The following is a 13500-nucleotide window of genomic DNA, read 5'->3' on the forward strand; positions in this document are numbered from 1 at the left end:
GTGGATCAAATGAAAAAGAATTTAAAATACAATTTGATTTGGCTGGCTCTGATCGTGCTTGGTTACGCAGCTTTGTATATTGCTTATTCGGCGGGCATGGTCAACCTATTTTTAGATAATATCATGGTCCAAATCGGAATCAATGTCATCTTAGCGGTCGGATTAAATTTAATTATTGGTTTCTCTGGTCAGTTTTCATTAGGTCACGCCGGTTTTATGGCGATTGGTGCCTATGGGGCGGCGTTAGTCTCGATGAGTATGCCAACTTATGCCGGTTTCTTTTTAGGCATGGCTGTCGGTGTCATTTTAGCTGGAATCATCGCAGTTGCGGTAGGAATTCCCACGCTACGTTTAAGTGGCGATTATTTAGCCATAGCAACTTTAGGGGTAGCGGAGATCATCCGTATCTTATTGATTAACTTTAAAGACATTACTAATGGTCCTTCCGGTTTGTTTGGGATCGAGCCTTTTGTTGATTGGCAGATGGTCTATGGCTTTATGGCGATCACCACCTTATTTATCGTCAACTATATTCGCTCGGGTGCAGGACGTGCTACGATGGCGATTCGTGAGGATGAGATTGCTGCAGAAGCAATGGGTGTAAATACGACGAAATATAAAGTCATGGCTTTTGCCTTTGGCGCGATGACTGCCAGTATCGCTGGTTCGCTTTATGCCGGTTATTTGCAATCGATCGCACCGAAGGACTTCGCGTTTACCAAATCGGTAGATATTTTGATTCTGGTCGTCTTAGGCGGAATCGGAAGTATCACAGGAACCTTTATCGCTGCCATTTTGTTAGGGATCATCAATATGTATCTCCAAGATTTCGGTGCTTTACGGATGATTATTTATGCGTTGGCGTTGATTATTTTAATGATCTTTAAGCCAGGTGGCTTACTAGGGACAAAAGAATTGTCCGTGAAGAAGCTGTTGAATAAATTCAAAAAAGGAGATGACCAAAATGCCTCTGTTGGAAATTAAAGAGTTAACGAAAAACTTTGGCGGTTTGGCGGCGGTCTCCAATGTCAATATCGCATTAGAAGAAAATCAATTAGTCGGTTTGATTGGTCCCAATGGTGCTGGAAAAACTACTTTATTTAATCTGATCACCGGTGTATATGAACCTAGTGAAGGGGACGTTCTCTTAGAAGTTGATGGTCAAAGTCAGCGTTTGAACGGTAAAAAGCCCTATGCGATCGCAGACTTAGGTTTGAGTCGAACGTTTCAAAATATTCGCTTGTTTAAAGATTTGACGGTGTTGGACAATGTACTGATCGCGATGAATAGTAAAAATAAGGAAGGCTTTTTCTCGAGCGTCTTGCGTTTACCAACTTTTTATAATAAAGAAGAGGCCTTGCGAGAAGAAGCACTGCAATTATTAACGATTTTTGATTTACAAAACAAAGCGGAAAATCTAGCTCGCAATTTGCCGTATGGAGAGCAGCGCCGCTTAGAAATCGTGAGAGCATTAGCGACAAAACCTAAAATTTTATTTTTAGATGAACCAGCGGCAGGGATGAATCCGCAGGAAACGGCAGCTTTAACAGGGTTGATCCGTAAAATCCAACAAGAATTTCAAATCACGATCCTCTTGATCGAACATGATATGAGTCTAGTTATGGATGTTTGTGAACGCATCTATGTACTGGAATATGGTCGGGTCTTGGCAGAAGGCGATCCAGATGAGATCAAAAACAATCCCGAAGTCATCAAAGCTTACTTGGGAGGTGACCTATAATGTTAAAAATCGAAAACCTTTCAGTACATTACGGAATGATTCAAGCAGTGCGGGATGTCAGCTTTGAGGTCAATCAAGGAGAAATCGTTTCACTGATTGGTGCTAATGGAGCGGGAAAAACAACGATCCTTCGCACCATTTCAGGTTTGATCCAGCCATCAAAAGGAACGATTCAATTTGAAGGTAAACCGATTCAAAAAAGAGCCCCACGAAAGATTGTCGCTCAAGGAATTTCTCAAGTACCTGAAGGTCGCCATGTTTTTTCTGGCTTGACCGTTTTGGAAAATTTAGAAATGGGTGCTTATCTACGGAAAGATGGGTCGTTAAAAGAAGATTACGAGCATGTCTATGAAAAATTTCCGATTTTAAAGGAACGATTGACACAGGATGCTTCCACCTTATCTGGTGGCGAACAGCAAATGCTAGCGATGGGGAGAGCCTTAATGTCAAAGCCTCGCTTGTTGTTACTAGATGAGCCTTCAATGGGGTTGGCTCCGATTTTCATTAAAGAAATTTTCAATATTATCCAGGAAATCAAAGAACAAGGTACAACGGTGCTGTTGATCGAGCAAAATGCCAAAATGGCGTTATCGATTGCAGACCGTGGCTATGTTTTGGAGACTGGGAAGGTCGTTTTGTCAGGCACCGGCCAAGAATTATTAGACAGCGACGAAGTGAAGAAAGCCTATCTAGGAGGGTAATAAAAATGAGTGTAAGAGATTTTATGACGAGTGAATTAGTGACCGTCTCGCCAAAGACAAAAATTTTTGATGCGGTCGATTTAATGAAAAAATATGATATCCACCGCTTGCCTGTTCTTGAAAATGAACAACTAGTCGGTTTGATCACTGAAGGAACGATTCAAGAAGCGCTGCCCTCTAAAGCGACTAGCCTAAGTGTCCATGAAGTTAATTATTTGTTGAATAAGACGGTAGTAGCGGACGTTATGATCACAGAGGTTAAAACGATCTCGCCAGATGCGCAATTAGAAGATGGCATTTTCTTGATGCGGCAAAACAAAATCAATGTATTGCCGGTATTAGAAGGGGAAAAGTTAGTTGGCATTATTACCAATAATGATATCTTCGACGCCTTTTTGAAACTGACCGGCTATCATGAAGGCGGCACCCGCGTTCAATTAAAGATCATTGAAGATAAAAAAGGCGTGTTGGCACGAGTGACGAAGCTGTTAGCCGATAATGAGTTGAGTATTTTGACAATCATTGCCAATCACAAAAATAATGGAACAATTGTTGAGATTCAATTAAGCAGTAAAGAAACGGACCGAATCAAAGAAATCCTAACCAACGCTGGCTATGAAGTCATTCGAGCAGTAACAACGAATCCATAATTGCAACTGGCTACTCAGAATTAGAGTAGCCAGTTGTTGTTTTCTTTTGGAGTATGATAAAATGACAGTCGGAGGGAATGCTATGTCTAAAAAAAATAAAGATATCGAAGTTCAGATCAAAGAAGAAGAACGCTCGATCAATGGTCAAACGGTGACTGTTACGCAGCTAGTGATCGGTAAGAAAATGATTGGTGAAGTAATCCCAGAAAACAAAGTGTTTCAGGCTTATAGCGACGATCGTTTACTAGGAAGTTTTCGTACATTAGATGACGGAATCGAGAATGTGATCCGCAGTTGGAATTTACATGAATAAAATTGAAAAATAATACTTGCATTTTTTTTTGAGATTAGGTATTATAACTGAGTCGGGTTTTTAAATAATAAAAACCTAGATGGAGGAGTAGCGAAGTGGCTAAACGCGACGGACTGTAAATCCGTTCCTTAGGGTTCAGTGGTTCGAATCCACTCTCCTCCACCATTGGGGTATAGCCAAGCGGTAAGGCAAGGGACTTTGACTCCCTCATGCGTTGGTTCGAATCCAGCTACCCCAGTAACGTAAAACGTGAGTTGCAGATGCAGCTCACGTTTTTTTATATATTTTCCAGTAAACGCTGTTAAAAAACTAACTAGCTTCTTCGACTTTTGAAAAAATGCTCCATTTCTGTAAAATTTTTTGTCAGTTACGCTTTCCCCGCTAATCGCAATTTGACCAGCTGAATTGCTTGAAGCCTTTTCAAATTTAGGCTACATTAAAGAAGAGAGAAAGAATGGAGCTGATGGCAATGAATAAAGTGCAAGAAGTAAAAGAACTACTGACAGACACGGTAACAAAAATTTATAGCACAGTGAAGGATCATTCATTAGAAGTAACCAAAGAAAAGGGGCAAGCTCCCCGTGTTCGTACTCTACGCCCTACGCGTCATACGATTAAATGGAAATCTAGAAATCATTAAAAAAGTGCGCTCAGATATTCTGAGCGCACTTTTTTTTTGACTATAAAGGAAGTATAAATTTTTAGATGAATAGATCGCTTTACAGCAGGTCTAGCCATGTCCGGCTTCACAAACTAGCTTTATCGGCAATAAGCAAAACAATTTCGAAATTTGAGAAACACCAAGTAGGAACTGTTCAACATCAAAGTTAAAACTTTGTGTTTCTCAGTCATTTATCAATAGTTTGGTCTTATTGCTCAAAAGCTGAGCGAGTTCGCGAAAGCTTTTCTCATTTAACGATCAATCTCTATTCCCAGAATCGTCAAATGGCCATTGCCTACTAGTTTGATAACGAGCTTCGCTAGACTACCGGCATCCATCATTGTATCGCTGGTGATCCACCAATGGAGGGTACCAACAAAGATCGACGTCATGTATTCAATGATAAAGTCTAGGGGCACTTCGATATCATTCTCGGTAATCTTTAAACGATTGAAGACGTGGGCATATTTAATATCTAAAATTTCCGCGATCTTTTTCCGCAGCATTTCATTTCCAGAGGCATCCATGACCGTCAAAAAGAATTTTCGATTGGCTTGGATCTGCTGATAAATATTGGTTAAGACAAATTCGATTTGTTTGACTTTCAGACGATTGCCTTGGACGATCTGATCGGGATCGAGGACTTCAGTGAAGGCATCGATGGCTTGTTTGAAAATATGGTCGTATAAATCTTGCTTGTCTTTAAAATGGGCGTAGAAGGTTGCTCGATTGATCATAGCTTCATCAGCGATCTCTTGTATAGTGATATTATCAAAGCCTTTTGCTTCTACTAAATGGATAAAAGCTTCCATGATCATTTTTTTCGTTCGTTTCACTCTTAAGTCGATTTTTTTGGGCATGGGAAATTCCTTTCATTTTTTACAACAGAACGGGTTGGAACGTTGCTTATCACACGAATGAAATGATTTTGATAGTTGCATAACGTGCAAAATCTTTTTAGAATATACGTGAGTAGTATAACAAACACTTTGTAAGTTAATCAACACGTGTTGTTAAAAATGGAAGGTAGGAATATTTATGACATTACGAGCGGGGATCGATGTAGGCTCTACAACCGTCAAGTTGGTCATTTTAAATGAACAAAATGAAAGTCTCTTTGCAAAATACGAGCGGCATTTTTCGGATGTGAAAACTGCCACAGAATGTGTGCTGCGAGAAGCAGAAGAGGTACTTGGCAACCAAAAAATGACGATGAGTATCACAGGTTCCGGTGGGATGGGACTAGCTGATGTTTTAGACATTCCTTTCGTCCAAGAGGTGATCGCGTGTACACGCACCGTGGAAGAAGTCATTCCGGAAACGGATGTGGCGATTGAATTAGGCGGAGAAGATGCGAAGATTACATTCTTTGAGGGTGCTTTGGAGCAGCGGATGAACGGTAGCTGCGCCGGCGGGACGGGAGCCTTTATTGACCAGATGGCAGTCTTGTTAAAGACGGATGCCAACGGGGTCAATGAACTGGCAAAAAATTATAAGACACTTTATCCGATTGCTTCTCGTTGCGGCGTTTTCGCCAAAACCGATGTGCAGCCTTTGATCAATGAAGGAGCAGCGAAAGAAGATATCGCGGCGAGTATTTTTCAAGCCGTTGTAAATCAAACAATCGCCGGTTTAGCAGCCGGTCGTAAAATCAAAGGGAACATCGCTTTTCTCGGTGGACCGTTATTCTTTATGTCTGAACTGCGTCAACGCTTTATCGAGACCTTGAACATCGCCCCGGAGAATGTGATCTTTCCTGAAAATCCACAGCTTTTTGTAGCAATGGGCGCCGCTTTTTATTCAGAAGAAGCACCGGTTTCTTCATTAGAAGAATTGCTGCATCGTTTGACTACGGCAGAAGAAGGACACCTATCACCTTCTGATACGTTGGAGCCTTTATTTAAAGACGAGGCGGATCTCGCTGATTTTCGGCTGCGTCATGGGCAAGCCCAAGCGCAAGAAAAGGATTTGAATGAACATGAGGGCGTGGCGTTCTTAGGAATCGATGCCGGTTCTACCACGACCAAAGTGGCCTTGATCGATGAGAGCGGTAATCTCATGTTTTCATTTTATGGCAACAATCAAGGTCAACCCTTAGAAACGACGATGACCGTCTTAAAAGATTTGTATCAAAAATTACCTGAGAATGTCTTTATCGGAAAAGCAGCAGTAACTGGTTATGGGGAGCAATTAATCAAAAACGCCTTGAAGGTGGATATCGGTGAAGTAGAAACGATGGCGCATTACAAAGCGGCGAATCATTTCCAACCAGGCGTTGATTTTATTTTAGATATCGGAGGACAAGACATGAAGGCGATGACGATTAAAGATGGCGCGCTGTCTTCGATCCAGTTGAATGAAGCCTGTTCATCCGGTTGTGGCTCTTTCATCGAGACCTTTGCTAAATCATTGAATTATAAAGTAGAAGATTTTGCGCAAGCGGCCTTGAAATCAAAAGGACCAGTGGACTTAGGCTCTCGCTGTACTGTCTTTATGAATTCAAAAGTGAAACAAGTTCAAAAAGAAGGCGCCTCAGTTGGGGATATCTCCGCCGGCTTATCTTACTCCGTCATTAAAAATGCTATTTATAAAGTAATTAAGGTTCGTCGTCCCGAAGAGTTGGGCGAGAAGATCGTTTGCCAAGGTGGAACTTTCTACAATGAAGCGGTGTTACGGGCATTTGAAATGGTGACCGGCCGTGAAGTCGTTCGTCCATCAATCGCCGGTTTAATGGGCGCATTCGGCGCGGCATTGATCGCTTTAGAAAATTATGAGGTCGGTGAAACGACTGAGACCTTATCTTTGGCGGAGATCGACAGCTTTACCGCAGAAAAAGAATTTACTCATTGCGGATTGTGTGAAAATAATTGTATGCTGACGGTTACTTTATTCTCCGACGGTCGGCAATTTATCACCGGCAATCGCTGTGAGCGAGGCGCTCGGATCAAAGTGAAACGGGAAGATAAAAAAGTCAATCTGGTGGAGTATAAATATAAACGGCTCTTCAAATATCGTCCATTACGTAAAAAAGAAGCGGTGCGAGGAGAAATCGGGATTCCGCGGGTCTTGAATATGTATGAAAATTATCCTTTGTGGCATACCTTCTTCAGCGACCTTGGATTCCGCGTGAAATTATCACCACGCTCAAATAAAGAATTGTATGAACAAGGAATGGAGACGATCCCAAGTGATACGGCCTGTTACCCAGCCAAAATTGCTCACGGCCATATTCAAGCCTTAATCGATGGTGGCGTACCAATGATTTTCTATCCTGGTGTGGTCTTTGAGCGGGAAGAATCAAAAGAAGCCGACAATCATTTCAACTGTCCAATCGTCCAAAGCTATCCAGATGTGATCCGTAACAATGTTGATGACATCCGTGACGGCAAGGTGGATTATCGTAATCCTTATTTGAATTTAGCCAATGAAGCTTCAGTAGCCAAAGTTTTAGGACGTTGCTTCCAAGATTTAGGGATCACCCAAACCGAAGTCGACAAAGCGTTGCATCATGCCTATGAAGAATTAGAAACCTTCAAAAATGATATTCGCCAAAAAGGGGAAGAAACGCTTCTGATGCTGAATCAAAAAGGCGAGCGAGGCGTCGTTCTTTCTGGTCGTCCGTATCATTTAGATCCAGAGATCAATCACGGAATCGCGGAAGTCATTACCCAAGAAGGCTTCCATGTTCTAACCGAAGACAGTGTCTCCCATTTAAGCGATGTCGGTAATTTACGGGTCGTCAATCAATGGGTCTACCATTCACGTTTATATGCGGCCGCTCGAGTGGTGGCCAAATCCAAAAATCTGGAGCTTGTTCAATTGAATTCCTTCGGTTGTGGACTAGATGCGGTCACCACGGACCAAGTCGAAGAAATCATGGAACAATACGGCAAAATCTATACTGTTTTGAAGATTGATGAAGGGTCCAACTTAGGTGCCATCAGAATTCGTTTACGTTCGTTAAAAGCAGCAGTCAATGAGCGGGATAAATCTAACTTCCAACTCGTTAGACGTTTTGAAGAACCAGAAAAAATCGTCTTCACGAAGGAAATGAGGAAAAAACATACCTTGCTCTTGCCAATGCTTAGTCCAATCCACCAATCTGGCTTATTCGATGTCGCGTTGGAGGCTTCAGGCTATAATGTCGTCTGCTTACCAGCGATGGACCGTGAGGCCGTCAATGTTGGATTGAAATACGTGAATAACGATTCTTGTTATCCAGCGATCATTTCGATCGGACAATTGGTCGAAGCGTTGCAAAGTGGCGAATACGATTTAAACAATACCAGTGTCATGATGAGTCAAACTGGTGGCGGCTGCCGGGCGACGAATTACATTCCATTATTGCGCAAGGCCCTGAATGATGCCGGCTTCCCACAAGTGCCCGTCGTTTCGGTGTCATTAGGAAACAAAGGAGTGGAAAGCAACCCAGGCTTCAAGTACACCTTACCAATGCTGAAACGGATCGTTGTGGCAATTCTTTATGGCGACCTCTTTGAACGCGTCGTATACCGTACGCGGCCTTATGAATTAGCAGAAGGACAGATCGATGCCTTACACGAGGAATGGTTGAAAAAAGTCAAAGGGAATGTTCGCAATGGTTCATTGACTCTGTTCAATATGAATATGAAAAAGATCATCAAAGACTTTGATACGGTACCGATTTCTGATGAAGTTAAACCAAAAGTCGGTGTTGTTGGAGAAATTTTGGTGAAATACTCGCCAACCGCCAACAATGATATTGTCCGGCTGTTAGAAGCGGAAGGTGCCGAGGCAGTTGTACCGGATTTGATTGGTTTCATGAACTATTCTTTATACAATCAAATTTGGAAATATGACAATATGGGAATGTCTAAGAAGAGCAAAAATCTGGCTGAGATGGCGATCAAATTAATTGAATTCGTGGAAAAACCGATGGATAAAGCGTTGCGAGCTTCGGATCGTTTCACAGGGATTCATTCGATTTATCAATTAGCGGAAGATGCTAGCAAGATTCTTTCAATCGGAAATCATACGGGTGAAGGCTGGTTCTTGACTGGTGAAATGATCGATCTCTTGAAGACCGGTGTCAATAATATCGTCTGCATGCAGCCTTTTGGTTGTCTGCCGAACCATGTCGTAGGTAAAGGTGTCATTAAAGAATTGCGTCATCAGTATCCAAAATCCAATATTGCCGCGATCGATTATGATCCAGGCGTTTCCATCGTCAATCAATTGAATCGGATTCGTTTAATGATGGCGACCGCTAACAAGCAATTAAAAGAAGAAGTAAAAAGTTAAAGAATAGAGTAGGCCGATTCAAATGGTCTACTCTTTTTTTTACGTCAATAACTGATTATTGCAGGCAATCGACTAGTTAGTTGGGAAATTGGGAAGGGTTATTATTGTACATTAGGTATATACCAGTTATAATAAATATAGAAAATCAACAGGAGTGATGGAATGTGGCAAATCAAGTGCCCGTATATATTCAAATCCATGATCAATTAAAACATGAGATTGAAAATGGCGTGTGGAAAGTGGGCGATCGCTTACCTTCTGAGCGTGAATTGTCGTTAAAATTTGGCGTCAGTCGAATGACCTTGCGTCAAGCGATCCAAACGTTATCGGACGAGGGGATCTTAGAGCGGAAAATCGGTTCAGGAACTTACGTCGCCAGTAAAAAAGTCCAAGAAAAAATGAGCGGGACAACGAGCTTTACTGATATCATGGAATCCTTGGGGAAGATTCCTTCTAGCAAAACGATTTCCTTTTTTAATTCTCGTGCCAGTTCTAGTGAAGCAGAAAAACTCGGCTTAGACAAAGGCGAGCAAGTGTTGCGGATGGAACGAATTCGTTATGCAGATGAAGTGCCAATTTGTTTCGAAGTGGCAAGTATTCCTGCAAAACTAGTCGAAGGTTTCAGTAAAGAAGAAATCACAGATTCTTTTTATCATAGCTTGCAAGAAAAGGGCTTTGAGATTGGACGTGCTAATCAAACCGTTTCTGCTGTTTTAGCTTCGGAGCAAACAGCCGAGTATTTAGCCGTTAAACGTGGCGACGCGATTTTACGCCTGCGCCAAGTTTCCTATTTAGCGGATGAACGCCCATTTGAGTATGTGCGTACGCAGTATGTTGGTAGCCGTTTTGAATTTTATTTAGAAAAATAATCCAAGAAGCTAGGCCTCTTGGATGACTTGTTCAAAATAGCTGATCTCGCCTAAAGTAAAGTTTGCTTGGCCATTTAATAAATCGGTAATCTGTTCTTCAAAAGCTGGAACTTGTGTTTCATCCACCATGCAAGTGGCGACCACTTGATCAGTGAATTGCGTGTCTTTGACGGTGATTTTTTGAGCCGTTAAGAAATTTTCTAGTTTGCCCCAGTTCGAATAATCCAATTGGATCAGAACTTCTTGCTGTAGCCGGCCCTCAACGATGCCAATATCGGCAATAGCCTGGGCGACCGCGCCTGAATACGCACGAATCAATCCGCCGGCTCCTAGCTTGGTGCCACCGAAGTACCGAGTCACGACGGCACAGACATTGATCAAATCATTTTTCTTTAATACTTCAAGCATCGGTACCCCGGCGGTTCCACTAGGTTCACCGTCATCAGAAGAACGCTGGATCTCGCTGCGCTCACCTAAGACAAAAGCGCTGCAGTTATGATTCGCTTTCCAATGCTCTTTTTTCAGCTGTTGGATAAAGGCTTTAGCTTCTTCTTCAGAGTTGATTCGCTTTAAGAAACAAATGAAACGAGATTTTTTGATTTCGATCTCATGTTGATGGTCTTGTTTGATCGTACGATAATTTTGCAGCATGATTTAGCCTCACTTTTTTTCTCTTGTTTTCAGTATAGGAGAAAAGTAGGGCCGGTTTCAACTATCAAGTAAGGATACAAGTGAGAATTGAAAATTTTGAAGGTGAGAGATGACTATGACCCGTGTAAAAAAATATGATGCAATTACCCATTATTTAAAAAATAATAACGGCTCTCAAGTGACGCTGACCTTCACCCAATTTGACGAGCTGTTGTTTCCTAGAAGCGGCTTGCCACTGACTGCCCGACATGATCTCGATTGGTGGGCGAACGATTACCGCCATCCAGAAAAGGGTGCTTATGGCTGGCTGAATGCCAACTATGAAGTCGTGCAGGTCAATCTGAATAAAGAATATATCGTTTTTAATAAATTGGTAAAATCGAATTGGTTAATTTGAGTTTGTGAAAGAAGTGTGTGGGTTATTTCCCAAGAAGCTATTTCGGGACCACCGTTTATATGTAAGTAGGAGCTGGGATTAGATTAATGTCCAAGCTTCTTTTTTTGCGTATCTTTTGATAAGAATGTTTTTTAGGAGTGATTAAATGGCGATCACAGGCCAGCGGTTATTGCGACAAGAGTGGCAAGTCTTTTATCCTGATGTTGACTTGAATCAGGCTAGAAAAATCCCAGCGATGAACGCAGTGGGAGAGCGTTGGCTTTGCCAACGTTGTGGAAATCTTTCCCGAGCAGCGCTGCCGGCGGGGTTCTTCTATTGTCCGGTTTGCTTAGCGTTAGGAAGGATCACCAGTCATTCTTTTCTTTATTATTTTCCTGTGAAAGAATTGTCCGCAAGAAAAGTTGTCTTAGCTTGGTCGGGAGTCTATTCTGCAGCTCAGGAAAAAATTGCTCGGCGCTTAGTCACAGATCAACCGATTGGGAAAACCTTTTTGGTGTGGGCAGTCACTGGTGCAGGGAAGACAGAGATTTTGTTTCCGTTAATCAAAGCGGTTTTGGAAAAGGGACAGCGGGTGGTGCTGACTTCTCCACGAGTAGATGTCTGTAATGAACTCTATTTACGCTTCCGACAGGCTTTTCCTAAAGAAAAGATCAGTCTGTTCCACGGACAAGAACGAAAAGATGCCGGAGATACCTTTGTTATTTGCACCGTTCATCAGCTGTTACGCTATCAGGACTCTTTTGATTTGGTGATTGTAGATGAGGTGGACGCCTTTCCTTACAGTACAGATCCATTACTGCCTCAAGCGGTGGAACGGGCACAACGGGAAAAAGCAAAGCGAATTTTTCTAAGCGCAACGCCGGATCAAAAATTAAGGCAAGCAGTCGATTGCCGTTATTACTTGCCGGCACGCTATCATCGGCGTCCCCTGGTTTTGCCGGAGATCCTATGGACACTGAACTTAGAAAAATCATTAAATCGAGGCCATCTGAATAAAAAAATATTACGGCGGATACTTTTACTATTAACAAAAAATCATGTTTTGCTTTTTTGTCCGAGTATCCAGCTATTAGCAAAAATCGAAAGCTATTTTAAAGCCAATTTGGCTGATAGTCGATTGACAACCGTGTTCTCCAAAGATAAGGAACGCTTGGTTAAAGTTGAAAATATGCGTGAAGGTCGGTATGACTTGCTGCTTACAACGACGATTTTAGAGCGAGGTGTGACCTTTGAAAATATTTCGGTGGTGGTTTTACAAGCGTCGCATCGTGTTTTTAATCAAGCAGCGCTAGTCCAGATTACTGGTCGAGCTGATCGCAAAGGAGCTTATTCCAAAGCGGAGGTCGTCTTTGTGACTAGTGAAATGACAAGGGACATTAAAACAGCAATCAAAGAGATTAGAAAACATAATCAACAAGCGTTGCAGGAGGGTTTGATCGATGCACTGTAGTTGCTGTCAAAAAGAGCTGATTAAAAATCTGACATTACTGGAATTATTCTTTCAAGGCAGTCACCGCTGTTTTCATTGTCAGCAGCTTTTCACTGTGATTGAACAGAAGGCGGCTTGTCCCGGTTGTGGTCGTCCCAATTCAGCTGAATTATGCGGCGATTGTCTTCAATGGCAAAAGCAAGTCGGCTTTGTTTTAGAAAATCGCGGACTTTTTTACTATGATGCAGGTTTTCGCCAATGGATCGAAGGCTATAAATTTACTGGAGATTATCGTTTACGAGGAGCCTTTACCGCTGAACTGAATCAAACACTGAAAAATTATCGTGACTATTTGATTTGCCCAATGCCTCTTTCAAAAGAACGTTTTGCTACGCGGGGCTTTAATCAAGTCATTGGCTGCTTAGAGTTGACGAAACCGGCATATCACTTTTTATTGGAACGTAAAGAGTTGGCGCCTCAGTCAGAAAAAACACGTGCCGAGCGGTTAAAAATGGAGCAGCCTTTTACGTTGAAGGTATCAAAAGAAAAAATTAGAAATCAAAGAGTTTTATTAGTGGACGATGTTTATACAACAGGCCGCACATTGGTCCACGGGGCCGAGTTGCTCTATCAAAATGGCGTAGAAACGGTGAAAACTCTGACTTTTGCTCGATAAATGCTAAAATTTTACTGCCAAAATTGGTAGCGATTTACTTTGCAAAAGGATTAGAGTTCGCTATAATAGGGTTAAGAAGAGAGGTAAGAGTGGTCCTTCCTCAATCTTCAGTTGGTAAGACGAAAGGGGCAA

The 13500-nt window shown here is 42.1% G+C and carries 13 protein-coding genes and 2 tRNA genes; 13 read left to right on the plus strand and 2 right to left on the minus strand.

The features are described 5' to 3' along the window. Nucleotides 1-9: 9 nt before the first annotated feature. From IGI54_RS02705 to IGI54_RS02740, 8 genes are all read left to right on the plus strand, one after another. Entirely contained in the window at nt 10-984 is a 975-nt protein-coding gene (locus IGI54_RS02705; protein WP_216429522.1) for a branched-chain amino acid ABC transporter permease, read from the plus strand. After that, a complete protein-coding gene (locus IGI54_RS02710) occupies nt 965-1741 on the plus strand; it encodes an ABC transporter ATP-binding protein (RefSeq protein ID WP_071862301.1) in 777 nt (258 codons plus the stop codon). The genes IGI54_RS02705 and IGI54_RS02710 overlap by 20 nt, the downstream gene beginning before the upstream one ends. Next, nucleotides 1741-2442, plus strand: a complete 702-nt coding sequence (locus IGI54_RS02715) for an ABC transporter ATP-binding protein (protein ID WP_071862300.1) — start codon at nt 1741-1743, stop codon at nt 2440-2442. The genes IGI54_RS02710 and IGI54_RS02715 overlap by 1 nt, the downstream gene beginning before the upstream one ends. A 5-nt stretch (nt 2443-2447) precedes the next feature. After that, nucleotides 2448-3092, plus strand: a complete 645-nt coding sequence (locus tag IGI54_RS02720) for a CBS and ACT domain-containing protein (RefSeq protein ID WP_071862299.1) — start codon at nt 2448-2450, stop codon at nt 3090-3092. Nucleotides 3093-3174: 82 nt separating this feature from the next. Next, entirely contained in the window at nt 3175-3405 is a 231-nt protein-coding gene (locus IGI54_RS02725) for a DUF2969 domain-containing protein (RefSeq protein ID WP_216429524.1), read from the plus strand. An 81-nt stretch (nt 3406-3486) separates the two neighbouring features. Continuing rightward, nucleotides 3487-3570 (plus strand) — tRNA-Tyr (locus IGI54_RS02730). A 1-nt stretch (nt 3571) separates the two neighbouring features. After that, nucleotides 3572-3643: transfer RNA gene (locus tag IGI54_RS02735), tRNA-Gln, on the plus strand. A gap of 231 nt (nt 3644-3874) precedes the next feature. After that, on the plus strand, nt 3875-4045 hold the full coding sequence (locus tag IGI54_RS02740) for a hypothetical protein (RefSeq protein WP_169818940.1): 171 nt from the start codon (nt 3875-3877) through the stop codon (nt 4043-4045). A gap of 272 nt (nt 4046-4317) precedes the next feature. On the opposite strand, the gene IGI54_RS02745 is transcribed toward IGI54_RS02740, so the two are convergent. After that, a complete protein-coding gene (locus IGI54_RS02745) occupies nt 4318-4926 on the minus strand; it encodes a TetR/AcrR family transcriptional regulator (protein WP_430621092.1) in 609 nt (202 codons plus the stop codon). 178 nt (nt 4927-5104) lie between these two features. Between IGI54_RS02745 and IGI54_RS02750 the strand changes: the two genes are divergently transcribed. Both IGI54_RS02750 and IGI54_RS02755 read left to right on the plus strand, forming a co-directional pair. After that, nucleotides 5105-9346, plus strand: coding sequence for an acyl-CoA dehydratase activase-related protein (locus IGI54_RS02750; protein WP_430621093.1), 4242 nt, complete (start codon nt 5105-5107; stop codon nt 9344-9346). A gap of 164 nt (nt 9347-9510) precedes the next feature. Further along, on the plus strand, nt 9511-10215 hold the full coding sequence (locus tag IGI54_RS02755; RefSeq protein ID WP_071862295.1) for a GntR family transcriptional regulator: 705 nt from the start codon (nt 9511-9513) through the stop codon (nt 10213-10215). A 9-nt stretch (nt 10216-10224) separates the two neighbouring features. On the opposite strand, the gene IGI54_RS02760 is transcribed toward IGI54_RS02755, so the two are convergent. Next, on the minus strand, nt 10225-10866 hold the full coding sequence (locus tag IGI54_RS02760; RefSeq protein ID WP_430621094.1) for a YigZ family protein: 642 nt from the start codon (nt 10864-10866) through the stop codon (nt 10225-10227). Nucleotides 10867-10975: 109 nt separating this feature from the next. On the opposite strand from IGI54_RS02760, the gene IGI54_RS02765 reads away from it, so the two are divergent. From IGI54_RS02765 to IGI54_RS02775, 3 genes are all read left to right on the plus strand, one after another. Further along, a complete protein-coding gene (locus IGI54_RS02765; protein ID WP_143141781.1) occupies nt 10976-11263 on the plus strand; it encodes a DUF7662 domain-containing protein in 288 nt (95 codons plus the stop codon). A gap of 145 nt (nt 11264-11408) precedes the next feature. After that, the gene (locus IGI54_RS02770) at nt 11409-12713 is read left to right on the plus strand and encodes a DEAD/DEAH box helicase (RefSeq protein ID WP_430621095.1); all 1305 of its coding nucleotides are present in this window, start codon (nt 11409-11411) and stop codon (nt 12711-12713) included. Then, nucleotides 12703-13368, plus strand: coding sequence for a ComF family protein (locus tag IGI54_RS02775; RefSeq protein WP_430621096.1), 666 nt, complete (start codon nt 12703-12705; stop codon nt 13366-13368). Before IGI54_RS02770 ends, IGI54_RS02775 begins: the two co-directional genes overlap by 11 nt. Nucleotides 13369-13500 lie beyond the last annotated feature (132 nt).

Origin of the sequence: Enterococcus sp. DIV0800 (assembly GCF_050559735.1) — a bacterium.
GTDB classification, from domain to species: Bacteria; Bacillota; Bacilli; order Lactobacillales; family Enterococcaceae; genus Enterococcus_A; species Enterococcus_A devriesei.

What these genes read in the sequence shown, in the direction of transcription:
- IGI54_RS02750 (WP_430621093.1), top strand. Translation starts at nt 5,105, where the DNA reads ATGACATTACGAGCGGGGATCGATGTAGGCTCTACAACCGTCAAGTTG.
- IGI54_RS02725 (WP_216429524.1), top strand. Translation starts at nt 3,175, where the DNA reads ATGTCTAAAAAAAATAAAGATATCGAAGTTCAGATCAAAGAAGAAGAA.
- IGI54_RS02710 (WP_071862301.1), top strand. Translation starts at nt 965, where the DNA reads ATGCCTCTGTTGGAAATTAAAGAGTTAACGAAAAACTTTGGCGGTTTG.
- IGI54_RS02760 (WP_430621094.1), bottom strand. Translation starts at nt 10,866, where the DNA reads ATGCTGCAAAATTATCGTACGATCAAACAAGACCATCAACATGAGATC.
- IGI54_RS02745 (WP_430621092.1), bottom strand. Translation starts at nt 4,926, where the DNA reads ATGCCCAAAAAAATCGACTTAAGAGTGAAACGAACGAAAAAAATGATC.
- IGI54_RS02770 (WP_430621095.1), top strand. Translation starts at nt 11,409, where the DNA reads ATGGCGATCACAGGCCAGCGGTTATTGCGACAAGAGTGGCAAGTCTTT.
- IGI54_RS02775 (WP_430621096.1), top strand. Translation starts at nt 12,703, where the DNA reads ATGCACTGTAGTTGCTGTCAAAAAGAGCTGATTAAAAATCTGACATTA.
- IGI54_RS02765 (WP_143141781.1), top strand. Translation starts at nt 10,976, where the DNA reads ATGACTATGACCCGTGTAAAAAAATATGATGCAATTACCCATTATTTA.
- IGI54_RS02740 (WP_169818940.1), top strand. Translation starts at nt 3,875, where the DNA reads ATGAATAAAGTGCAAGAAGTAAAAGAACTACTGACAGACACGGTAACA.
- IGI54_RS02705 (WP_216429522.1), top strand. Translation starts at nt 10, where the DNA reads ATGAAAAAGAATTTAAAATACAATTTGATTTGGCTGGCTCTGATCGTG.
- IGI54_RS02720 (WP_071862299.1), top strand. Translation starts at nt 2,448, where the DNA reads ATGAGTGTAAGAGATTTTATGACGAGTGAATTAGTGACCGTCTCGCCA.
- IGI54_RS02715 (WP_071862300.1), top strand. Translation starts at nt 1,741, where the DNA reads ATGTTAAAAATCGAAAACCTTTCAGTACATTACGGAATGATTCAAGCA.